Origin of the sequence: Mesorhizobium sp. 1B3 (genome assembly GCF_050958605.1) — a bacterium.
Lineage (GTDB): Bacteria > Pseudomonadota > Alphaproteobacteria > Rhizobiales > Rhizobiaceae.
Genome location: NZ_JBJHDO010000004.1, coordinates 26,157 through 45,911, shown reverse-complemented (window position 1 = coordinate 45,911; position 19,755 = coordinate 26,157). Strand labels below are relative to the sequence as shown.

At 62.1% G+C, this 19,755-nt stretch carries 20 protein-coding genes and 2 tRNA genes; 12 read left to right on the top strand and 10 right to left on the bottom strand.

Annotation, left to right across the window (positions count from 1 at the left end):
• The first annotated feature begins 67 nt into the window (after window positions 1-67).
• The 5 genes from ACCO56_RS12260 to radC all read left to right on the top strand — a co-directional run bounded on the left by ACCO56_RS12260 (window position 68) and on the right by radC (window position 5,965).
• On the top strand, window positions 68-1,897 hold the full coding sequence (locus ACCO56_RS12260) for a PHA/PHB synthase family protein (RefSeq protein WP_433640982.1): 1,830 nt from the start codon (window positions 68-70) through the stop codon (window positions 1,895-1,897).
• Window positions 1,898-2,286: 389 nt separating this feature from the next.
• The gene (locus ACCO56_RS12255) at window positions 2,287-3,528 is read left to right on the top strand and encodes a YcbK family protein (protein ID WP_433640980.1); all 1,242 of its coding nucleotides are present in this window, start codon (window positions 2,287-2,289) and stop codon (window positions 3,526-3,528) included.
• A 280-nt stretch (window positions 3,529-3,808) separates the two neighbouring features.
• Window positions 3,809-3,884 (top strand) — tRNA-Glu (locus ACCO56_RS12250).
• Window positions 3,885-4,217: 333 nt separating this feature from the next.
• Window positions 4,218-5,045 carry a type I methionyl aminopeptidase gene (gene map, locus ACCO56_RS12245; protein ID WP_433640978.1) on the top strand — a complete coding sequence of 276 codons (828 nt, stop codon included), beginning with the start codon at window positions 4,218-4,220 and terminating at the stop codon, window positions 5,043-5,045.
• Between the two features lie 164 nt (window positions 5,046-5,209).
• Complete coding sequence (gene radC, locus ACCO56_RS12240; protein WP_433640976.1) at window positions 5,210-5,965, top strand: RadC family protein; 756 nt, start codon at window positions 5,210-5,212, stop codon at window positions 5,963-5,965.
• A gap of 68 nt (window positions 5,966-6,033) precedes the next feature.
• Here radC and ACCO56_RS12235 read toward each other — a convergent pair whose 3' ends face one another.
• From ACCO56_RS12235 to tig, 3 genes are all read right to left on the bottom strand, one after another.
• Window positions 6,034-6,522 carry an SRPBCC family protein gene (locus ACCO56_RS12235; RefSeq protein WP_433640974.1) on the bottom strand — a complete coding sequence of 163 codons (489 nt, stop codon included), beginning with the start codon at window positions 6,520-6,522 and terminating at the stop codon, window positions 6,034-6,036.
• The gene (locus ACCO56_RS12230) at window positions 6,519-6,872 is read right to left on the bottom strand and encodes an ArsR/SmtB family transcription factor (RefSeq protein ID WP_433640972.1); all 354 of its coding nucleotides are present in this window, start codon (window positions 6,870-6,872) and stop codon (window positions 6,519-6,521) included. Before ACCO56_RS12230 ends, ACCO56_RS12235 begins: the two co-directional genes overlap by 4 nt.
• A gap of 115 nt (window positions 6,873-6,987) precedes the next feature.
• Entirely contained in the window at window positions 6,988-8,475 is a 1,488-nt protein-coding gene (gene tig / locus ACCO56_RS12225; protein WP_433641500.1) for a trigger factor, read from the bottom strand.
• 343 nt (window positions 8,476-8,818) lie between these two features.
• Here tig and ACCO56_RS12220 point away from each other — a divergent pair.
• Window positions 8,819-8,903, top strand: a tRNA-Leu gene (locus ACCO56_RS12220).
• 306 nt (window positions 8,904-9,209) lie between these two features.
• Here ACCO56_RS12220 and ACCO56_RS12215 read toward each other — a convergent pair.
• A complete protein-coding gene (locus ACCO56_RS12215; RefSeq protein ID WP_433640971.1) occupies window positions 9,210-9,422 on the bottom strand; it encodes a hypothetical protein in 213 nt (70 codons plus the stop codon).
• Between the two features lie 324 nt (window positions 9,423-9,746).
• Between ACCO56_RS12215 and ACCO56_RS12210 the strand changes: the two genes are divergently transcribed.
• The 3 genes from ACCO56_RS12210 to ACCO56_RS12200 all read left to right on the top strand — a co-directional run bounded on the left by ACCO56_RS12210 (window position 9,747) and on the right by ACCO56_RS12200 (window position 11,612).
• On the top strand, window positions 9,747-9,950 hold the full coding sequence (locus ACCO56_RS12210) for a hypothetical protein (protein ID WP_433640969.1): 204 nt from the start codon (window positions 9,747-9,749) through the stop codon (window positions 9,948-9,950).
• A 319-nt stretch (window positions 9,951-10,269) separates the two neighbouring features.
• The gene (locus tag ACCO56_RS12205) at window positions 10,270-10,500 is read left to right on the top strand and encodes a hypothetical protein (protein WP_433640967.1); all 231 of its coding nucleotides are present in this window, start codon (window positions 10,270-10,272) and stop codon (window positions 10,498-10,500) included.
• A gap of 809 nt (window positions 10,501-11,309) precedes the next feature.
• On the top strand, window positions 11,310-11,612 hold the full coding sequence (locus ACCO56_RS12200) for a hypothetical protein (RefSeq protein ID WP_433640965.1): 303 nt from the start codon (window positions 11,310-11,312) through the stop codon (window positions 11,610-11,612).
• 44 nt (window positions 11,613-11,656) lie between these two features.
• Here ACCO56_RS12200 and ACCO56_RS12195 read toward each other — a convergent pair whose 3' ends face one another.
• The gene (locus ACCO56_RS12195) at window positions 11,657-12,700 is read right to left on the bottom strand and encodes a ribonuclease Z (RefSeq protein WP_433640964.1); all 1,044 of its coding nucleotides are present in this window, start codon (window positions 12,698-12,700) and stop codon (window positions 11,657-11,659) included.
• A 154-nt stretch (window positions 12,701-12,854) separates the two neighbouring features.
• Here ACCO56_RS12195 and ACCO56_RS12190 point away from each other — a divergent pair, with 154 nt between their 5' ends.
• Window positions 12,855-13,088 carry a hypothetical protein gene (locus tag ACCO56_RS12190; protein WP_433640963.1) on the top strand — a complete coding sequence of 78 codons (234 nt, stop codon included), beginning with the start codon at window positions 12,855-12,857 and terminating at the stop codon, window positions 13,086-13,088.
• Window positions 13,089-13,277: 189 nt separating this feature from the next.
• Here ACCO56_RS12190 and ACCO56_RS12185 read toward each other — a convergent pair whose 3' ends face one another.
• Window positions 13,278-13,862: a GDYXXLXY domain-containing protein gene (locus ACCO56_RS12185; RefSeq protein WP_433640961.1), complete on the bottom strand. Its 585-nt coding sequence runs from the start codon at window positions 13,860-13,862 to the stop codon at window positions 13,278-13,280.
• Complete coding sequence (locus tag ACCO56_RS12180) at window positions 13,859-14,962, bottom strand: DUF2157 domain-containing protein (protein ID WP_433640959.1); 1,104 nt, start codon at window positions 14,960-14,962, stop codon at window positions 13,859-13,861. The genes ACCO56_RS12185 and ACCO56_RS12180 overlap by 4 nt, the downstream gene beginning before the upstream one ends.
• A gap of 243 nt (window positions 14,963-15,205) precedes the next feature.
• On the opposite strand from ACCO56_RS12180, the gene ACCO56_RS12175 reads away from it, so the two are divergent.
• On the top strand, window positions 15,206-15,346 hold the full coding sequence (locus tag ACCO56_RS12175) for a DUF1127 domain-containing protein (protein ID WP_433640957.1): 141 nt from the start codon (window positions 15,206-15,208) through the stop codon (window positions 15,344-15,346).
• Between the two features lie 490 nt (window positions 15,347-15,836).
• Here ACCO56_RS12175 and ACCO56_RS12170 read toward each other — a convergent pair whose 3' ends face one another.
• Entirely contained in the window at window positions 15,837-16,454 is a 618-nt protein-coding gene (locus tag ACCO56_RS12170; protein WP_433640955.1) for a hypothetical protein, read from the bottom strand.
• Between the two features lie 137 nt (window positions 16,455-16,591).
• Between ACCO56_RS12170 and trmFO the strand changes: the two genes are divergently transcribed.
• Entirely contained in the window at window positions 16,592-18,010 is a 1,419-nt protein-coding gene (trmFO, locus tag ACCO56_RS12165) for a methylenetetrahydrofolate--tRNA-(uracil(54)-C(5))-methyltransferase (FADH(2)-oxidizing) TrmFO (protein ID WP_433640954.1), read from the top strand.
• A gap of 508 nt (window positions 18,011-18,518) precedes the next feature.
• On the opposite strand, the gene ACCO56_RS12160 is transcribed toward trmFO, so the two are convergent.
• Window positions 18,519-19,361 (bottom strand): phytoene/squalene synthase family protein, encoded by an 843-nt coding sequence (locus ACCO56_RS12160; RefSeq protein ID WP_433640953.1) that lies wholly within the window; start codon window positions 19,359-19,361, stop codon window positions 18,519-18,521.
• A 4-nt stretch (window positions 19,362-19,365) separates the two neighbouring features.
• Window positions 19,366-19,755, bottom strand: coding sequence for an Mth938-like domain-containing protein (locus ACCO56_RS12155; RefSeq protein ID WP_433640952.1), 390 nt, complete (start codon window positions 19,753-19,755; stop codon window positions 19,366-19,368).

Below are 19,755 nucleotides of genomic sequence, written 5' to 3'. Positions count from 1 at the left end.
CGGTTGGACCCTCATCGCGGTCCCATGATAGGATGTCAAGAAAGCGCTCGGGAGGATAGTTCTCGCCATGTCGAAATCAGACGATTCGGGCAAGGCCAATGCCGGGGCCGAGTCGCAGGTGGAACAGTACCTCGTGAAAGACCCCGAACGCTTCGCGCTCAATCTGGCGCGAATGGTGGAGGAAGCCGGCAAAGCCGCTGCCGCTTGGGCAAAACCGCGCGAAAAGGGCGAAGTTCGCGACAGCGTCGCCGAGCCGGTGGCCGACATGGTCAAAACCTTCTCCAAGCTCACCGAATATTGGCTTGCCGATCCTACCCGCGCGCTTGATGCCCAGACCCGGCTTTTCTCCGGTTACATGAATGTCTGGGCGAATTCGATCCGGCGAATCGCCGAACCCGAGATCGAGGATGCCGAGAAGGCGGATCGCGGCGACAAGCGCTTCCAGGATCCCGAATGGGGACGCAACGCCTTCTTCGGCTTCCTCAAGCAGGCCTATCTGGTGACGAGCCGCTGGGCCGCGGATCTGGCCGAGCATGCAGATGGGCTCGACGAGCATACGCGCCACAAAGCCAGTTTCTACGTCAAGCAGATCAGCCAGGCTCTCTCGCCCTCGAACTTTGTCCTGACCAATCCCGAGCTCTTCCGCGAGACCGTGGCAAACAGCGGTGAGAACCTTGTGCGCGGCATGCATATGCTGGCGGAGGACATCGCGGCGGGCAAGGGCGACCTCAAGCTAAGACAGGCCGACTATTCGAAATTCGAGATCGGCCGCAACATTGCGGTATCGCCAGGCAAGGTGGTCGGCAGGAGCGACGTGGCGGAAATCATCCAGTACGAGCCGACGACTGAGACGGTGCTCAAGCGTCCGCTTCTGATCTGCCCGCCCTGGATCAACAAGTTCTACATTCTCGATCTCAATCCGGAAAAGTCCTTCATTCGCTGGGCCATCGAACAGGGCCACACCGTCTTCGTGATCTCGTGGATCAACCCTGACGAGCGCCACGGCGCCAAGGGCTGGGAGGCTTATATCCGCGAAGGCATCGAATACGGCCTGGACACCGTTGAGCGCGCCACGGGCGAACGCGAAGTCAACGCGATCGGCTATTGCGTCGGCGGCACGCTGCTCGCCGGCGCCCTCGCCCTGATGGCCAGGGAAGGCGACGATCGCATCAAGTCGGTGACCTTTTTCACCACGCAGGTCGATTTCACCCACGCCGGCGACCTCAAAGTGTTCGTCGACGAAGACCAGGTTGCCGCACTCGAACGCGCGATGAACGAGCGCGGCTATCTCGAGGGCACCAAGATGGCGACCGCTTTCAACATGCTGCGGTCCGGTGACCTGATTTGGCCCTATGTCGTCAACAACTACCTGCGCGGCAAGGAGCCGATGCCGTTCGACCTGCTCTATTGGAACGCCGACTCGACGCGCATGGCCGCAGCCAACCATTCCTTCTACCTGCGCAACTGCTATCTGGAGAACAATCTGTCGGAGGGGCGCATGCAGCTTGCCGGCCACACGGTCTCCTTAGGCGACATCGCGATTCCCGTTTACAACCTTTCCGCACGCGAGGACCACATCGCCCCGGCGCGGTCCGTTTTCCTCGGTTGCCGCTACTTCGGCGGGGACGTCGAATTCGTGATGGCCGGGTCGGGGCATATTGCCGGCGTCGTCAATCCACCGTCCTTGAAAAAGTACCAGTACTGGACCGGTGGAAAGCCGGTCGGCGCGTTCGAGGACTGGATCGCGAAGGCGACGGAAAACCCGGGCTCCTGGTGGCCGCACTGGCAGGCATGGATCGAGGCAAGAGACAACAGGCGGGTGAAACCACGGAAGGTCGGTGCCCGGACCAAAACCCTGGGCGATGCGCCGGGAACCTATGTGAAGGTGAGGATCTGAACCGTCCCGCCGCCTCGACGACACCTGCTTCGTCGCCCCCGCTCAGCAGGTTCGAAAGTATCCCACGGTTTTCCGACAAACCTACGGCAAGATGGGAAGCCAAGCAGGTGAAGCGGGCGAAGCCACGCCAAACTGATTTAAACGGGCAAAATCAAGGCTCGCTCCAGCTTCGATCGTGTAACAGACTGTAATGTCGGTTGAATTGACCATGCGGTAAAACCGGGCGAAATGGTGGCCAGACTTCGCGAAGCTGCACAATTCGGCCCCATGGTGGGACAGTTCGGGGACAGGCAGATTCGCTCATATGGTTTCCTTCGGCAGGGCCGGCGGGTTGTCGCCGTGAGATGCCACCGCCATTGAGCGGCAGGAAACGGAGAAGGGGAAGCGCATTGAAACCAGGGCGATCGCGAAAAGCGACGAGGGACTGGCGCATCGTCTCGATTGCGATGGCGTCCACGTTTCTGGTTTCCTGCACGACCAACGGCGAAACGACCTTCAACATGACTTCGCCATCCTACGCCCCGGGCGTGGCCGGTGTGATGGAGCAGGCAGCGGCAGAAGCCGTCAGCACCACAGCCGACGCTGGCGTTAGCGCGGAAGGCAGCGCCGCGAACGCAACCGCTGCGGCGGACCAATCCCAGACGGCGGCAACTCAAGCCCCGGGGACGACCGCTCCCGTCGACAAGTCGCTCATGTCTCCCGAGGGCGATCGCGAACTCCCTCCTAAGATCGCGTATCTTCCGGCATCCAATCCCGCCAGCAAGTTTCCGGAAATCCCACAGGCGCCAGCGCAGGACGCGGCTGCCGAAGCGCCCAAGCAGCAGACAGCAGCCAAGGCCGACGATGTGAAGGCGGCCGATGCGACTGCGGACACCGCGCAGGCGAAGAGCGCCGCCGCTTCCACGCCCAAGAGCGATGTCTACGTGACCGCCACGGACTCGCAGCAGAAGCCGACCCCGATCGAACCCAAGAAGGGTGGCTTCCTGTCCGCCTTCTTCGGAACGGCGCCAGCGGCCGCGGCAGCCCCGGCGCAACCGCGCAAGCCAACGCCGATCATCGAGCTCGCCTCCAACGGTCCGGCCAAGCCCCTCGTCAAGGCCTCGCTCGCCAGCGGCGGCACGGGAAGCGGCGAGAATTTCCTGCCGGGCGTGCGTCAGGAAGGGCTGTTCGAAATCAAACGTAAATCCGGGCTGGACGACGACAGTGACATCGACCTGCATGAGGATGAGGGCGATGGTGCGGTCCGGGTGGCCTCGGCCGCGGGGCTTGCCCGCCTGGCGCCGAACGGCCTGCTCACGCAAACCGAACGTGTCGATGTTTCGTGCCTCAAGCCTTCGCTGGTGCGGGTGTTGAAGACCGTCGAGCAGCATTATGGCAAGCAGATCGTCGTGACCTCCGGCTATCGCAGCCCGGCGCATAATCGACGCGCCCGCGGCGCCAAGAATTCGCTGCACATGTACTGCGCGGCTGCCGACGTTCAGGTTCCGGGCGTCAGCAAGTGGGAGCTCGCCAAATTCGTCCGCTCCATGCCTGGTCGCGGCGGTGTCGGCACGTATTGCCATACCGAATCCGTGCACATCGACGTCGGTCCCGAGCGCGACTGGAACTGGCGCTGCCGCCGGCGGGGCTGAGCTCCGAACGTCCATCAGATCGGTTTGCCCTTTTGTCGCTTCGGCATGTCCCGGAACGAATGAATTTTCGCATCCGCTTTGACCCATGGCAAAATGACCGATGTTACCGAAATCGCAGGGCCTTACCGGGTCGCGCTTCAGCTGTTTTCGGCCCCCCCGGCTCAATCGCCGACGGGCTCCAAAGGCAAATGACGGGCAGGCGCAAAAAAGTTTGTATTTCCGTAGCGTGACGGGTTGCCGGCCCCCAACAAGCTCACTATAAGCCGGGTCGTTCTCGCTTGCGCCCATCGTCTAGCGGTCTAGGACGCCGCCCTTTCACGGCGGAAACACGGGTTCGATTCCCGTTGGGCGTGCCAAGCTTTTCATCTTTTTTCCGCGGCTTTTTTCCAGGGCGCAGAGACTACCCTGTTTTCATCCGTTTCCAGGATGGTCGCGCCCTTTCGGTACCAACCCGGCCTCGCCGACACGATTCCGAAGTTTGCCGGTTCAAGCGAGCGGCCCTTTGGATACTCGAAGCCAACGTTCGCTGCTCAAGATCTGCTCCGAACCTGGCGAACAGAATACTGGATGCGCTGCCTCGGTGATCGCATGCTGCACATCGTCCCTCTTGAACCTTTGGCCGTTGGATGTCACATGATGGCTGGCGCGGCCGATCGACAGGGTGCGCCGCTTCAACGCGGACTGTATCCATGGTCACCTATCTCGACGCGCAGACGGCGCCCCTTAGAAACACCGGTCAGATCAGGCTCTACGACGAAGAGGCCTTTGCGGGTATGCGCAAGGCCTGCAATCTGACCGCGCGCTGCCTCGACGAACTGGCCGACATGGTGAAGCCCGGCCTTACCACCAATGCGATCGACCGCTTCGTCTTCGAATTCGGCATGGATCACGGCGCCCTGCCCGCGACGCTGAACTACCGCGGCTACACGAAATCCACCTGCACTTCGATCAACCACGTTGTTTGCCACGGCATTCCCGACGACAAGCCGCTGCGCGACGGCGACATCGTGAACATCGACGTCACCTACATCCTCGACGGCTGGCACGGCGATTCCAGTCGCATGTACCCGGTGGGTACGATCAAACGCGCCGCGGAGCGCCTGCTCGAAGTCACCCATGAGTGCCTGATGCGCGGCATCGCCGCCGTGCGTCCGGGCGCCCGCACCGGAGCAATCGGCGCGGCGATCCAGACCTACGCGGAAGGCGAACGCTGCTCCGTCGTCCGGGACTTCTGCGGGCATGGCGTCGGCCGCCTCTTCCACGACGCGCCCAACATCCTTCACTACGGCAGCCCGAACGAGGGCGTCGAGATGCGCGAGGGGATGATCTTCACCATCGAACCGATGATCAACCTCGGCCGGCCGCACGTGAAGGTGCTTTCCGACGGGTGGACCGCGGTGACTCGCGATCGATCCCTCTCGGCACAGTACGAACACACGGTCGGCGTGACCGCCACCGGCTGCGAGATTTTCACCTTGTCGCCGGCAAATCTCGATCGACCCGGCCTGCCGGAGTAAGCCAACCGTTTCCGGCGATCCCAGGCAACTGTCCACGGGCTGCCGAGGGTCTCTCCGGTGGCTTGTCATGCCAGCTCATTTCTTGCCGCAGGTTTTGCCGGAAAACCGCGGGACAGTTTTTGCGAAACCTGCTTAGAATTCATCGGTGGGTGGGAGCCTGTGTGATGGGGACAAAGCCGCGGGCAACGGACGGACAGCAGAGCTTTCTCGGCGAGGCGCCGATGAAGCCGCTCATAAAGCCGAACGACAAACCGCACTACCATGGTCATCGCGAGCGTCTGCGCGAACGTTACGCCGTGGCCGGGCCCGATGCATTCGCCGACTACGAATTCTTGGAACTGCTGCTTTTCCGCTCGATTCCGCGCGCAGACACGAAGCCGATCGCCAAGGCATTGCTCGCGCGCTTTGGCTCGCTCGCCGAGGTGCTGGGCGCGCCGCTCCACCTCCTGCAGGAGGTCCAGGGTGTCGGGCCGGCCGTTGCGCTCGACCTCAAGCTGATCGCCGCGGCCGGGCAGCGCATGGCCCGGAGCGAGATCAAGGGACGGCAGATTCTATCCTCCTGGAGCCAGGTGGTCGCCTATTGCCGGGCGGCCATGGCGTTCGAGCCGCGGGAACAGTTCAGGATCCTGTTCCTGGACAAAAAGAACGCGCTGATCGCCGACGAGGTGCAGCAAACGGGCACGGTCGACCACACGCCCGTCTATCCCCGGGAGGTGGTGCGGCGTGCGTTGGAGCTTTCTGCCAGCGCTCTCATACTCGCCCACAACCATCCGTCAGGCGACCCGACGCCGTCGCGCGCCGACATCGAGATGACCAAGACCATCATCGACACCGCCAAGCCGCTCGGCATCGCCGTGCACGATCACGTCATCATAGGCAAGAATGGCCATGTCAGCATGAAGGGATTGCAGCTTATCTAAGAGCATTTCGGCTTCGAATCGCGAAAACGCTCTATCTATTTGTTTGCGCAATTCCGGACGCGAAACCGCTACGCACTTTTGCTGGAATTGCTCTGGTGCATACGCTGCAATTCTCTTGCCAGCGCTTCCAGCAGCGTGCCGGAGCCTGTCTTCCGCCCCTCAACGTCGTCGTAGCCGTCGAGATAAGCGCCCTGCTCGGTGTAGGCGAGGCGTGTTCCCTGCCCTTCGGGTCGCAACTCCGTCGTGCCCAGCGACGCGGAAATGCGCCGATCGCCGATCGTCATCGAATAGGCGGCGATGATGCGCTGGTCCTGCACGATGTCCTGGAACACGCAATCATAGCGGATGAGATCGCCGCCTTTATACCGAAAGCTGCTCGTTTCCCGGCCGCCAACGCGGAAATCGAGATCGTAGGATTCGATGTCCCACCCCTCGCCCTCCACGAACCAGCGCCGTTTGATCACAGGGTCGGAATGAGCCCTGAACACTTCGGCCGGCGAAGCGTCGTAGCTGCGATCGAGGGTGAAGGTGGCGTGGGTCACGGATCTCTCGGTCATGATTTCTCCTCCTTCTGTTTGTCATCGGCCTGCACTGCCAGATATTCGCCCAACCGATCGAAGCGCTGCTCCCATCTAGCGCGTCGTTGACTGATCCAGCGCTCCGCCACCCCCAACGCCTGGGGTTCGATCCGGCATGTGCGAACCCGCCCGACCTTCTCAGTGTTCACGAGCCCGCTCGCCTCCAACACTTGGAGATGCTGCATCACGGCGGAGAGCGACATATCGAGCGGTTCGGCCAGTTCGCTGACGGACGCCGGCCCCCGGCTCAAGCGCTCGATCATGGCCCGTCGGCTGGCGTCGGCCAGCGCTTGATACATCAGGTCGAGTTGGTCCGATTGGTGAAGCATATGCTTAACTATCACAGCGCGGTTCTGACCACAAGAAGCGGAAAGGCTCCTTGGACCTGGAATAGCAAAAGGCCGCCCTCACGGACGGCCTCTTCGAATGCGCATGGGATGAAAGTTATTCGGCTTCCTTGGTCGCCGCCTTCTTCTTTGGCGTGGCCTTCTTCTTCGGAGCCTCGGCCTCGTCGGCTGACTCGGCCTTCTTTTCCGCCTTCTCGGCCTTCTTGGCCGCCGTCTTCTTGGCCGGCTTCTTTTCAGCCGTTCCGTCCTCGTCTTCCGCCAGCAGCTCTTCCTTGCTCACCTTCTTGTCGGTGACGGAGATCTGCGTGAGCAGATGATCCACGACCTTCTCTTCGAACAGCGGCGCACGCAGATTGGTCAGTGCAGCCGGATTGTTGCGGTAGAAGTCGAAGAGCTGCTGCTGCTGGCCGGCTGGAGCGCGACGCACCATCTCGAACAAGGCGCGCTGCATCTCGTCGTCACTGACCTGCACGCCCGCCTTCTCGCCGATTTCGGCAAGAACGAGGCCGAGCCGCACCCGGCGCTCGGCGAGGCGGCGATATTCATCGCGTGCCTCTTCCTCGGTGGTGTCCTCATCGGCAAAGGTGCGGCCGGCCGCCTCGAGATCGGCGGTGACCTGGTTCCAGATGTTGTTGAATTCGGCTTCGACCAGCTTGGACGGCGCCTCGAACTTGTAGCCCTCGTCGAGTTGATCGAGCAATTCGCGCTTCACCTTCTGGCGGGTCAACGCGCCGAACTGGCTCTCGATCTGCCCCTTCACGATCTCGCGCAGCCGTTCGATCGATTCCAGGCCGAGATTCTTCGCCGTCTCGTCATTGAGTTCGAGTTCACCCGGCTTGGCCACCTCCTTGACCGTGACGTCGAAGGCCGCTTCCTTGCCGGCGAGATGAGCCGCACTGTAGTCATCCGGGAAGGTGACGGTGATCGTCTTCTCCTCCCCGGCCTTCACGCCGACGAGCTGCTCCTCGAAACCGGGAATGAACTGCTTGGAGCCGAGAACCAGGAACTGATCCGTACCGGCGCCGCCTTCGAAAGGCTCGCCGTCGAGCTTGCCGACGAAATCGATCGTCAGCCGGTCGCCTTCGGCTGCCTTGCCGTCCTTCGGCTCATAGGAACGGGCCGATTCGGCGACCCGCTTCACCTGATCCTCGATCTCGTCCTCGGGAACGTCATAGACCTGACGGGTCACCTTGATGCCCGTATAGTCCTTGATCTCGATGGCCGGGATGACCTCATAGGCCAGCTCGAACTCGAAATCGGCATTCCCCGCCAGGATCTTTTCGGCCTCTTTCTCGTCCTCGGTCATCTTGATCTCAGGCTGCATGGCAGCCTTCTCGCCACGGTCGGAGAGGATTTCCCGCGTCGAATTGTTGAGGATCTCGTTGACGACCTCGGCCATGAAGGACTTGCCGTACATCTTGCGCAGATGCTGCACGGGCACCTTGCCCGGCCGGAAGCCGTTGATGCGCACCTTGCTCTTGGCGTCCGAAAGCCGCTCCATGAGCTTGGCCTCCATGTCGCTGGCCGGTACGGTCACCTTGATCTCGCGCTTCAGACCGGAATTAAGCGTTTCGGTTACCTGCATCATTCAACCTTTGTGTTCACGAATACCCGGAACCGGGCCTCGCCTCATGAGCCTGCCGGAATTTCGTGCCGGGAGTGCCGTTCTGTGGGGGTTCGGACGCGCCTTCCACGGCCGTCGCCGGAACTCGTCCTCTTCATGAAATTCGCCGTCGCAAGAGGGTAAGTAATTGTTTTTCCTTTTACTTACCGGTTTCAAGCCGAACGGATTGCCGATCCCGTCACATTTGCCACGCCTTTTGTCACACACCGGCCCGATTTTCAACTATCTTCGCGTCTGCGATGTCACCTGTATTCAAGGGCGACGTTGACAGAATGATGGCCGCGTGGGATTGCAGCCTTCGCAAGCGGATGTGGCGGAACTGGTAGACGCCCCGGATTTAGGTTCCGGTGCCGAAAGGCGTGGGGGTTCGAGTCCCTTCATCCGCACCAAAATTCCAGCTCCGAAAATCAGCTAAACGCTGCTACTAAAAGCGCTTTTTGTCAGTTCGATTTTTTGGCACAGCCCACCATTTGCGCCCCAGTTTGCGCCCTGCATTTTCCGGTGGTTGGTGCAGGAGAGGCCTCACGCAGCACAATAACAGCCGAATTGCTGCGAGAGTGGCTCACGACGGCGGGCTATCTGCAGGACGATAGCATTGAGGAAGCCCCCTCCGTTGCGGGTGAAGGCTGATAACCGGATAGAAAGAGGCCGCCCAAGCAAGGCGGCCGACAAATTCCCAACACTTGCTCTTCTTTCTACCGGCTCTTCCCAGATTTGCGCCGGCGGTACCAGACAAAGGCGCCATAGGCCGCTACAACAGGCAGGCCCACGCCCGCAACCGGACCGGGTGCTGCCCGTGTGATCTTCTTCGCCTGTCCCGGTGGCATGTCGGGCTTTGCGGCGAAGCTCGGGCCGGTTAGCAGTAGCGCGACGGCCGCCGCGGGTAGCATCTGCTTCAGGTGTACCATTCAGGTCTCCATAGCTGTCGCAGTGGACACCCATCCCCTTTTCCTCAACCATAAACCCCGCAGACGCCACCGGGGATTGAGCAAACGAGCTATTCGAATAGCCACTTCGTTGTAGCCAATCTGCAACCGAACATACAAAAAGCCGACTAGGAGTGGTGCTGCCGAGCCGGCAAATAAAACGAGCCACCAAAGGGGCGTAATCGGTGGCTCAGCGGCCTCAAAGGGCGCCAGCCTGAGCCGTTCTATTAGCATTGTCAAATATGTGGTTCGCCCTATCATTGTTGTCGCGCCTACCCACGACAAGTAGCAGTCGAAGGAAAGCCGATGCCCCCACCCCGCTACCCCGCGATCGGTCGCAGGTCGTACGCCAGCAAACCTGTGTTTCATGTCCTCGCGCAGATCGACGGTCCTGGCGCGGCCTGGAAAACGGTGTTGTCGACGGCCGACCGCCAATACGCCGTGCAACGGGTCGAGCAGTACAGGGAGGCAGGCGTGAACGTCCGCCTTCAGGAACCTGGGGATGACTGATTGCCCCAAGGAATTTGAGACCAAGACGCGGAGGGGCGGTGCTCATGCTCGTAACAGTCATCCTGGGGTTCGTACTCGGCGGCGCCCTTTTCTTGGCAATTGCCTTGATCGCTATGGAAACCGACGAGGCGAAACGGCAAGGTCAACGGCACCCCCAGGCCGAGATGAAACGGTCGACGGAATGAACATCCGAGCGCCCAAATCGAACGCTTCCGCCGGATCGAATGTTCCCCCGGGAAAGCGACGGGTCGGCATATCCCATTAGCCGCTGCACGCTGAAGCAAGGGAACGCCCTGGGCCGTTCCACCGTTCGGGGTTCATGGCGAAAGGACTTGTAGATGCCAGCGTAATCGATTGGATCCGGAAGGAGATCAACCGGATTCGCGCCTTCATCCACTCGCAGCCGCAGCACGAAGAACTGATCGATGTAGATACATTGCTGTCGGTCGCAGAATCCGAAGCGGAGCGGCACAAGGCTATCGATGACAGCACACCTGTCGATGAGAATGCGGACGAAGCTCCGCCGGGCGACAGCGGGGCCGGAGCGTAAGTACCGGAGCCATCGATGCTCCCATGTTTGCTTGCCTTCGCGTTCAGGAAAGCGCAGTGTTCTGCCTGCCATGTCCGACCAGTACCTGAACCATCTCCTGGAATGTCCCTATTGCCAGAAGATCCGGCTTCGCATTCCGGCACACGCAATGGGTGACACACCGATCACCTGTTCTGATTGTGGCGAGTATCTCGGCACATGGGATGAACTCCAAGCCGACTTCGAGCAACAGGGCGGGCAAGATGGCGTATTTCGCCTGGACAAGGGCCGCATCCGAAAGCTTGAGTAGATTGGCCTCTCCTGCCGTCCAGCCGCCGCAGACCAGTCGGGATAGGCTACGTGGTTAAGGACGGCGTCGACGAGAAGACTAGCAGTCTCTTAGCCCGTTTTTACGTCTCCGCGCTTCCGCCAATATTCCAGCAATGCGCTGCCAGTGGCGATCCCGGCGGACTAGCGGCCGAGAATGTGGTCCACCGCAATTGGAACAGATGGCCGCCCGCGTGGTTGCATCCCTGACCATACGATCCACGGAGCGCATGATGGCCGATCCTGTTCCTGATCCGAACAATCCGCAGCCGACTCCGGGCAATCCGAATCCGGAACCTGCCCGCCCTCCTCCGCCACCTGAGACACCGCGACCGGGCGAGCCGCCGGGCGTTCCGTCTCCTTCGCCCGACCCCGTTCCATCGCCCGAAGAAGAGCCTGTCCAGATCCCTCCGGGGACACCACCCGAAATCCCTTCACAACCAGGCTTTCCGGCGCCGACGGCGAGCGCCTCGGCGAAGTCATGCCACACGACAACCACGGGGATGTTGCTGGTCGCGCTTCTTTCCCTTGGCGGCCTCTCGTTTCCCGTGTTTGCTCAACCTTCAGAAAGCGACGGCGAACCGAAAGCCCTGGAACGCTGTCGAGCCGACCCCGAAGACAAGGCCGAGGAGAAAAAGGACGGGCAATCAAACGACAATCAGCGCTCTGCCGAGTTGCTCGAGCGCTGTAAGGGTGTCCTGTTGCCGCCGCCGACAGGCGATCGCGAGATCGAGGAGCCTCCGGCCGATACCGGGACTACCCCTGTCATTCCTCCAGGAAAAGTACCTGAACAGCCGCCCGGATAGCTCGGCCTGGATCGGCATGCTGGCTAACGCTCGCCAGCTTGCCATTAGCCTGTCCAATCCGGCCGCGGCGCGCCATCGCGGCCCGGCTGACCCTCCACCGCAGAGCTGGCGCGAAAGGCATGCTCGAATTCTGCCCTTAAATCATCCTCACGTCCGAGATAGCGTGGCGAAAGATGTATCTGCTGTGCGAAGGCCGCGCCGGCGCGCCTGGCGATCTCACCTGCCTGCGCCGCCGTCAGGTGTTTCTTGAATGCCGCCAACTCTCGATCCTCTTCCAGGAATCCACCTTCGATGAAGAGGCGATCGGCTCCGCGTGCCAGCGCGCAGAGGCGCGCCACATTGTTCGGATGGAAGGCCAAATCAGTGGCGTAGACAATACGCTGACCGGGAGCACGGACCAGCGCCTGCTTCCGCAGGAGTTCTCCCAGCGTCACCACCCTACCCGCTATCGCTGTGAATTCGGTTACCGCGTCGGCCCCGCTGCGCGCTGCCTGCTTGGCCTCCGTAAGCCAGGGTCCGACGGGAAGCTCGAGTGCGTCCAACCGCGCCTTGTGCACGTTGACGCGGATTCTCTCCTGAAAAGCGAAAGCCAGGCACACGATGCCGTGATCGAGCGCGACGGCCTCGATCGTGAATTCCGGGTCCTCCAGGGGGAAGCGAGCGGTTCGAGCCGGCCGGTCGATCCGGGCGAAAGCATTCCGAGCTCGGAAGGCAGCCTCAGCGACGAACCCTGCCTCCGTCCAGTCGGAAGCAACCAGGGTGAAATCGTGCGATCGCTCGTCGAGAAGATTCCATGTGTAGGCGCGCAGCTTGGCCTCCACGGCATCAGTCAGTCCAGGCGGCCCGACAATGTGGACCTGTTTGTCACGATAGAGGGACAAACCGAGCAGGCGGTCGAACCCGCTGAAGTGATCCATGTGCATATGCGACACGAAAATATGCGAGACGCGCAGGACCTCGCGAGGAGAAAGCGTCTGGAGGTCACCGAGATCGAAAAGGATCGCCCTGTTGCGGAAGCGGAAGTCCAGCAGCAACAGCGGGTCGGAAAACAGTTCGTTTACCAGGCGCGGCTCGACGAGAACCGTCACGGCAATATTCGCAAGGATTTCGCCATCTCGCAGAATTCCGCGGGGGCGTCATTGTTCCCTCCGGGCAGTTTTCAGCGACATAGAGCAAACGCTGGCTGCCGGTCGCGGGAACTTGCCATCCCTTTATTTGTTACGGGCTTCAGGAGGATTTCCCATGGCCCGATGCGATCAGTGCGGCAACGACTACGACAAGACGTTTCAGGTGATGTCTGGCGGCCAGACCTATACGTTCGACAGTTTCGAATGCGCGATCCACAAGCTTGCGCCGACATGCCCGCATTGCGAATGCCGCATCATCGGGCACGGCGTAGAGCAGGACGACATTATCTACTGCTGTGCCCATTGCGCGGAACAGGAAGGCGCTACCGGCGTCCAGGACAGAGCCTGAAGCAGTTCGCCATGGGGTTGAAACGCGAGAACTCCCGCGTTTCAAGGACGTTCACGCTCCATTCAGTGCCGCACCCTGCCCGTCTGCGAATGAGATCGTCCCGGACGCCAGATGGCCGCCAGGGTTTCGCCCGCACCTCCATTGCCACCCGCGATGGCGGGACTGACGCGATCGCCGTGCGGACCTGAGCTAGTAAAGCGGTTCCTCAAAAAGCGTTTTGCCCTCGTCGACGAGCGCCCTGATCTGGGCAGTCCCGTCCTTGGCGATCGCAACCCGCATGGCGAAGGGGCGCACGCGCATGTCATTCTCTATAGCCCGCCCCGTGCCTTCCGGCAGATAGAATCGCTCGATCCCGTAATGGGCACGCACCGAGCCGCCCGCCTCCAGCGGCCGTCCCGAGATGACCTCGCCTCTGATATCGGCCTCACCGGGCTCCGGCGGCGCGGAGGCCGGAACATCGAGCGACGCCGAAACGGCTCGCCAGAAGCCATCGGGCTCCTTGTGCAGGCGCACAAAGATCGGACCCGCCTCCGTGACGGACGCTCCCTCTCGGACATTGGTGACGATGCTCGTCGGAATGTTCGTGATCTCGTAACTCAACGACACATAATCGCCCCGCAAGAGATCGCGTGGATCGACGGGTTCGACCTTCAGAAGCACTTCCGCGCCGCCCCGCAGGATCGCCGCGCGGCCAGTGATCATCCAACCGAGGAAGCCGATCTGGACAAGTGACAAGACGATGGCCGCAACGACAAGTCTCCAGCCCCGCATCATGCCGCGCTCCCTTCGGCCGGAGTGGCCATGCGGCGCTCCACGCGGATGATGACGACGGCAAGGACGCCCAAGATCAACGCCGCCGCCAGGAGAAAGCCCGCCGTGCCGAGCATGGTGCCGAGCGTCACGGCATATAAGAAGCACAATTCGAAGGCAAAGCCGAGATAGGCGATCCAACGCAGCGCCCTGTTGTCCCTTCCGGCCGTCAAAAGTGCGCCGACGATGCCGGCGAGTGTGACGGCGGCGGTGCCGACCAGCCGTCCCACCTCCTCCGTATCGAGTTGCAGGAACACCATGCCGACCAGGAAACCAATGAGGCCATAGGTCGGCAGATTCCCCCCGATCCGAGCGACGCCCTCCGTGGCCTGGGACGCCGATACAGCCAGCGCAAAAAGGGCTGCCGAGCCCGCTGCCAGCCCTGTCGCCACGGCAACGGTGTCGTGGACCATAGCGAGCAGCGCCACATAGGAAATGAGCGACAGCAGGAGGAGATGTCGCGCGACGCGACTGTCGGTCCAGTAGGAGATGAGCCAAAGAGCGGCAGCGATCGGCAGGAAGAGGTGCGGGAAGCCTTCGGCGTCCCAGGATTCGAAACCCCGCATGAACAGCCACCCGGCGGCGAGAGCGACGCCTGCCGCCGTCAAGGGGCCGGAGCGGAGGGCGGCGGCGGCAAGACCGGTGCCGAGGCACCAGGTCAGAACCGCGCCGGCCTCGTCGCCGGGCAAGTGATACATCTGCCCGACGAGGGCGATCGACCCGCCGAAGGCGCCCGCCCCGACCAGCCACAGAGCTTCGCCGAGCGCCTCGTGGCCCCGCAGCTTCAACAGCGCTCCGCCCACATAGCCGACAAAGACCGTGGAGAAGAGAAGCGCCACGCGCGCGAGCCTCGGCATCACCTCCCAGTTCGCCGCCACGAAAAGCAGAATGGCGGCGCCGAACAGAATGGCCGCCAGAATCGCTAGGATGGTGCCGAAGCCGAACGAAGCGCGCCGGCGTGCGTCGATATCCCGCGAAAGCGCGTCCGCTGTGCCGGAGTCGATCAAGCCCCGTTCGACCCAGCGTGCGATGTCCTTCTTTACCTGGGTGGCGTAGGCGACCATCGATATCGGATTCCTCTCCCGGAGCACGCTGCCTACTCGCAAGACCCGATGCAAGTCCTTGACGTTGCGAGATTTTTGATTCGGGTAAAATTTTGCCGCAAATGCGAATGGTTTGTGATGGTGCATTGCACAATCTGCATTGCTGCCATGCAGCAACAGCTCTTCAAAAACTCGGGCGACGCGTCTATCTACGCATCGTTCACGAATGACAAACCGCAAGAATAAAGACGAAACGAGACTGAGATGAACCTGATCCGCAACTACCGCAACTGGCGCCGCTACCGGGAAACCGTGTCCGAGCTGAGCCGCCTGTCGAACCGCGAACTGAACGACCTCGGCATCAGCCGCAGCGACATTCCTTACGTCGCGCGCAAGTCGATCTGACGAACAACGGGTTTTCGCCCCGGCCTACCTCCTCCCAGGCCATGGCGAATAAGGCCAGCTTTCACCTCCTCCCGATTGCTGGCCATCAAAACGACACCCGCCGGACCTCCTCCCCCGGCGGGTGTTGTTCCCAGGCTTCCCCCGAGGGGAAGCGACATATGAATTCGGAGATCTTGTCCGGACCTACCTCCTCCCAGGTCCCGACAGATGCGGCCAGCCTCTCCTCCTCCCGACGCTGGCCGACCAAAACGACACCCGCCGGACCTCCTCCCCCGGCGGGTGTTGTTCCCAAGCTTCCCCGATCGGGAAGCGACCGACGAATCTAGAGATCTTGTCCGGACCTACCTCCTCCCAGGTCCCGACAGATGCGGCCAGCTTCTCCTCCTCCCGACGCTGGCCGACCAAAACGACACCCGCCGGATCTCCTCCCCCGGCGGGTGTTGTGCATTTGGAGGACTATCCAGGCATTATGGACGCTGGTTGCAGCCCCTCAGTTCAGGGCACCGCTTGAAAGCACGCCGCGCGGCAGCCAGTCACTCAAGGGGATGATGTCCGGCGCGCCACCCATTGGCGCATACCAGGAATCCACCGCCCATTTGACGCCCCCTTTCTCCTGGATCACCGCAGTCGAATGCGGATAGCGGCCATCGATGAAGAGGCCGCGGGAGACGTTGCTTTCCACCGTGTGGTATTTCAGCAGGCCACGCTTGGCGAGATAACGCAGAAGCGACCGGGTGTTGGTGGATTCGTCGATGCAATCCATCTGGCCCTTCTCTCCCGACTTGCCGAAGCTCGACTTCGGCTCGTCGCGCACGCCGATGGCTTCGCCAGCCCGCGTTTCGAAATATTGGACGGCCTTGGAGATAGCCGCTCGCTCCGCCTGCGGCGATGCGGCGCCCGACGCCATGATCTGGGAGAACCGGCGAGCATCGGCGGCAGTGATGTCGAGGCGGGTCTTAAGGTAGCAATCAAAACCGTGGCAGACATAGATCCGGGCTGGATCGACCTTCTTGAGTTGCGCGTCGTAACGGCTTGTCGCGGAGGTGCATCCGGCAACGGCACCTGCAAGAACCAACAACAAGGCGGGCGCTACCGAACGGCTCTTCATGCACGATGATTAGCGGGAGGCCGGGCGGGCCGCAATCCGGCTTGCCTTACCCGTTGAAGATCGCGGGCCGAGAGAGGCAAGAATGCAACAGCCTCCATTCCTTGCTTTTCGCTGATGCGAGGATTATTCCGGCCGACATGAGCACGAAGGCGACGAAACCTATCCACATCATCGGAGGCGGGCTGGCCGGCTCGGAAGCCGCATGGCAGGCGGCACAGGCCGGCGTTCCGGTGATCCTCCACGAAATGCGGCCGGTGCGCGGAACCGAAGCGCACAAGACCGAAGGACTGGCCGAGCTCGTCTGTTCCAATTCGTTCCGTTCCGACGATGCCGAGACCAACGCCGTCGGGCTGCTTCACGCAGAGATGCGTCTGGCGGGCTCGCTGATCATGACAGCCGGCGACGCGCATCAGGTTCCCGCAGGCAGTGCGCTGGCCGTCGACCGCGACGGCTTCTCGGCGGCCGTCACCGAGAAGATCGAGGCGCATCCCCTCATCACTGTGGTCCGCGAGGAGGTCGCCGGCCTGCCGGCCGAGGAGTGGGATCAAGCGATAATCGCCACGGGGCCGCTCACCGCGCCCTCTCTCGCGGAGGCCATCCGCGCGGCCACTGGAGCCGACGCCCTCGCCTTCTTCGACGCGATCGCACCCATCATCCATTTCGACACGATCGACATGAATGTCTGCTGGTTCCAGTCGCGCTACGACAAGGTCGGCCCCGGCGGCACCGGCAAGGACTACATCAATTGCCCGATGGACAAGGCCCAATACGAGGCCTTCATCCAGGCCGTTCTCGACGGGCAGAAGACCGAATTCAAGGAGTGGGAAGGAACGCCCTATTTCGACGGCTGCCTGCCGATCGAGGTGATGGCCGAACGTGGGCCGGAGACCCTGCGGCATGGACCAATGAAGCCGATGGGCCTCACCAACGCGCATAACCCTTCGGTCAAGCCCTATGCGGTTGTGCAGCTTCGTCAGGACAATGCGCTCGGCAGCCTCTACAACATGGTCGGCTTCCAGACCAAGCTGAGGCATGGCGAGCAGACACGCATCTTCAGGATGATCCCTGGCCTGGAGAATGCGGAATTTGCGCGGCTCGGCGGCCTGCACCGCAACACTTACATCAACTCGCCGACCCTGCTCGACGGCTCGCTGCAGCTCAAGTTGCGCCCCGGCCTGCGTTTCGCCGGCCAGATCACCGGGTGCGAGGGTTATGTCGAGAGCGCGGCGATCGGGCTGCTCGCCGGCCGCTTCGCTGCAGCGGAACGCCTGGGGGAGAGCCTGCCCTCGCCGCCGGCAACCACTGCTTTCGGCGCCCTGCTCAACCACATCACCGGCGGCCATATCGTCTCCGAGGACGAGCCGGGAAAGCGCTCGTTCCAGCCGATGAACATCAATTTCGGGCTGTTCCCCGCTGCCGAGGTGCCCAAGGTCGAAGGCAAGCGCCTGCGCGGCAAGGAAAAGTCGATCGCGAAGAAGAAGGCGATTACGGCGCGGGCGCTTGCGGACTGCCGCGCCTGGCTCGGGCTCGACAAGGCGGCTGCCGCCGCCGAATAGTGGGATGCATCGGGTGGCGCTGTCCACCCCCCTCTGTCCTGCCGGACATCTCACCCACAAAGCTACGACATTCACACATCTTGCGTATCGTCGGCGGTCTCTGGAATACCCCTCATCCGACCTCCGGCGCTTGTGCCGCGGCTTGGCCGCGTCACAAGCTTGTCGGCCACCTTCTCCCACAAGGGGAGAAGGCAAGACGGCCGCAGCGCTCATGCCAATCGCCAGCGCTGGCGATTGGCATGAGCGTTTGTGCAAAACTCCCCCCTTCTCCCCTTGTGGGAGAAGGTGGCCGCGCCAAGCGCGGTCGGATGAGAGGTGTTCCAGACAGCTCAGCCGGATGTGTGAATCTCGTAGCCCACAAGGGGGGAGATTGGCCTTCATTTTCGCTTTTCGCAATCAGCAACGTCGCAATTCGAGTGCTGTGGTCACCGACAGCCAAATTCTCCCCTTGGGGTGCAGCGCAGGGTGGAGGCTCGAACTACTGACGTTTACGTCAATCGTGCCGTCCTCACCGCCACCCACGGACGGCGGTTCGGAACATGATCCAATGACGCCTGACCTCGGAGATGTCGGCAGGGACGCGCAGCGCCCTGCCGGGATCGCGGGCCAGCTTGTCCAGATAGGCCGGAACAAGCGCGACCGGGAGGAAAGCGGGACGCAGCCTTTGCGGAAGACGCCGAGCCCCCTCCCGGAACGCATTCAGATGGTGATTGGCCAAGGCAATCATCGCCTCGACGGCGCGGCGGGGCGCCTCCGGGGCGTCACCGGCTATGAATTCTTCAGGCGAGGTCCCGGCCGCCGACAGGATGTCGCGCGGGACATAACACTGCCCTCTGGCGCGATGCATCGGCAAAAGCCGCAAGAGACCGGCAATCGCCTGCGCACAACCGGCATGGCCGGCGAGTTCGGCGTGATCCGGCGCGGAAGCGCGATCGAGGATCAAGGCCGCGAGTTGGACGATCACGGACGCCGTCTCGCCGCAATAACCTTCGAGATCGCCCCGGCTCGGCATCGGATCGTCATAGAGGTCGAAGATGCGTGCCTCGAGATAATTGTCGAAGGCCGCCGGCGGCAAACTATTGGCGGCGATCGTCTTGATCAGTGCGACAGCGACAGGGTGGCCTTCGCCGGCGCCCTTCGGAGCAGCCAGCACGTCGCGCCACCATTGCAGCCGGATCTCGCCGGGCAACGGATCGCGGATTCGATCGCGGATCGCCGCGATCTCGGCATTGAAGGCGTAAAGCGCAAACAAGCCTTCCCGCTTCTCCGCCGGCGCATAAAGCGCTGAAAGATAACGGTCGCGATCGGCCGCGCGCAAAATGTCGGCCACCTGGCCGTCAGACTCTTTCATGGCCCTATTCGACGGCGATCAGCGCCGCCGCAACCGCGCGATCTTCGGCCAGGAGGACGTTGTAGGTGCGCACCGCCGCCCCTGTCGACATCGGATCGGCCGAAATGCGCGCCTCCTTGAAGACGTTGCGCAGTGCTTGCCCGAGCGGGCGCAGGTCGGTGCCCATTCCGACCAGCAGGATTTCGATATCGTCCGCCTCCGCCAGGAGCCTAGCAAAATCGTCGGCGTTCAGGCTCGCGGGGTCGGCAGGTTCCCAGCCATAGACACCGGAAGGCAGGCACAGAATAGAGCCGCGGTGCGACATGTCGGCGAAACGAAAGCCGCCATTGCCGTAGGCCTCGATCGGTGCGCGGCCGGGAAAATGCGCCTCGCGGATGACAATTCCCCCGGCCAT

What these genes read in the sequence shown, in the direction of transcription:
- ACCO56_RS12260 (WP_433640982.1), top strand. Translation starts at nt 68, where the DNA reads ATGTCGAAATCAGACGATTCGGGCAAGGCCAATGCCGGGGCCGAGTCG.
- map (WP_433640978.1), top strand. Translation starts at nt 4,218, where the DNA reads ATGGTCACCTATCTCGACGCGCAGACGGCGCCCCTTAGAAACACCGGT.
- radC (WP_433640976.1), top strand. Translation starts at nt 5,210, where the DNA reads ATGGGGACAAAGCCGCGGGCAACGGACGGACAGCAGAGCTTTCTCGGC.
- ACCO56_RS12235 (WP_433640974.1), bottom strand. Translation starts at nt 6,522, where the DNA reads ATGACCGAGAGATCCGTGACCCACGCCACCTTCACCCTCGATCGCAGC.
- ACCO56_RS12230 (WP_433640972.1), bottom strand. Translation starts at nt 6,872, where the DNA reads ATGCTTCACCAATCGGACCAACTCGACCTGATGTATCAAGCGCTGGCC.
- tig (WP_433641500.1), bottom strand. Translation starts at nt 8,475, where the DNA reads ATGCAGGTAACCGAAACGCTTAATTCCGGTCTGAAGCGCGAGATCAAG.
- ACCO56_RS12215 (WP_433640971.1), bottom strand. Translation starts at nt 9,422, where the DNA reads ATGGTACACCTGAAGCAGATGCTACCCGCGGCGGCCGTCGCGCTACTG.
- ACCO56_RS12210 (WP_433640969.1), top strand. Translation starts at nt 9,747, where the DNA reads ATGCCCCCACCCCGCTACCCCGCGATCGGTCGCAGGTCGTACGCCAGC.
- ACCO56_RS12205 (WP_433640967.1), top strand. Translation starts at nt 10,270, where the DNA reads ATGGCGAAAGGACTTGTAGATGCCAGCGTAATCGATTGGATCCGGAAG.
- ACCO56_RS12200 (WP_433640965.1), top strand. Translation starts at nt 11,310, where the DNA reads ATGTTGCTGGTCGCGCTTCTTTCCCTTGGCGGCCTCTCGTTTCCCGTG.
- ACCO56_RS12190 (WP_433640963.1), top strand. Translation starts at nt 12,855, where the DNA reads ATGGCCCGATGCGATCAGTGCGGCAACGACTACGACAAGACGTTTCAG.
- ACCO56_RS12185 (WP_433640961.1), bottom strand. Translation starts at nt 13,862, where the DNA reads ATGATGCGGGGCTGGAGACTTGTCGTTGCGGCCATCGTCTTGTCACTT.
- ACCO56_RS12180 (WP_433640959.1), bottom strand. Translation starts at nt 14,962, where the DNA reads ATGGTCGCCTACGCCACCCAGGTAAAGAAGGACATCGCACGCTGGGTC.
- ACCO56_RS12175 (WP_433640957.1), top strand. Translation starts at nt 15,206, where the DNA reads ATGAACCTGATCCGCAACTACCGCAACTGGCGCCGCTACCGGGAAACC.
- ACCO56_RS12170 (WP_433640955.1), bottom strand. Translation starts at nt 16,454, where the DNA reads ATGAAGAGCCGTTCGGTAGCGCCCGCCTTGTTGTTGGTTCTTGCAGGT.
- trmFO (WP_433640954.1), top strand. Translation starts at nt 16,592, where the DNA reads ATGAGCACGAAGGCGACGAAACCTATCCACATCATCGGAGGCGGGCTG.
- ACCO56_RS12160 (WP_433640953.1), bottom strand. Translation starts at nt 19,361, where the DNA reads ATGAAAGAGTCTGACGGCCAGGTGGCCGACATTTTGCGCGCGGCCGAT.
- ACCO56_RS12155 (WP_433640952.1), bottom strand. Translation starts at nt 19,755, where the DNA reads ATGGCCGGGGGAATTGTCATCCGCGAGGCGCATTTTCCCGGCCGCGCA.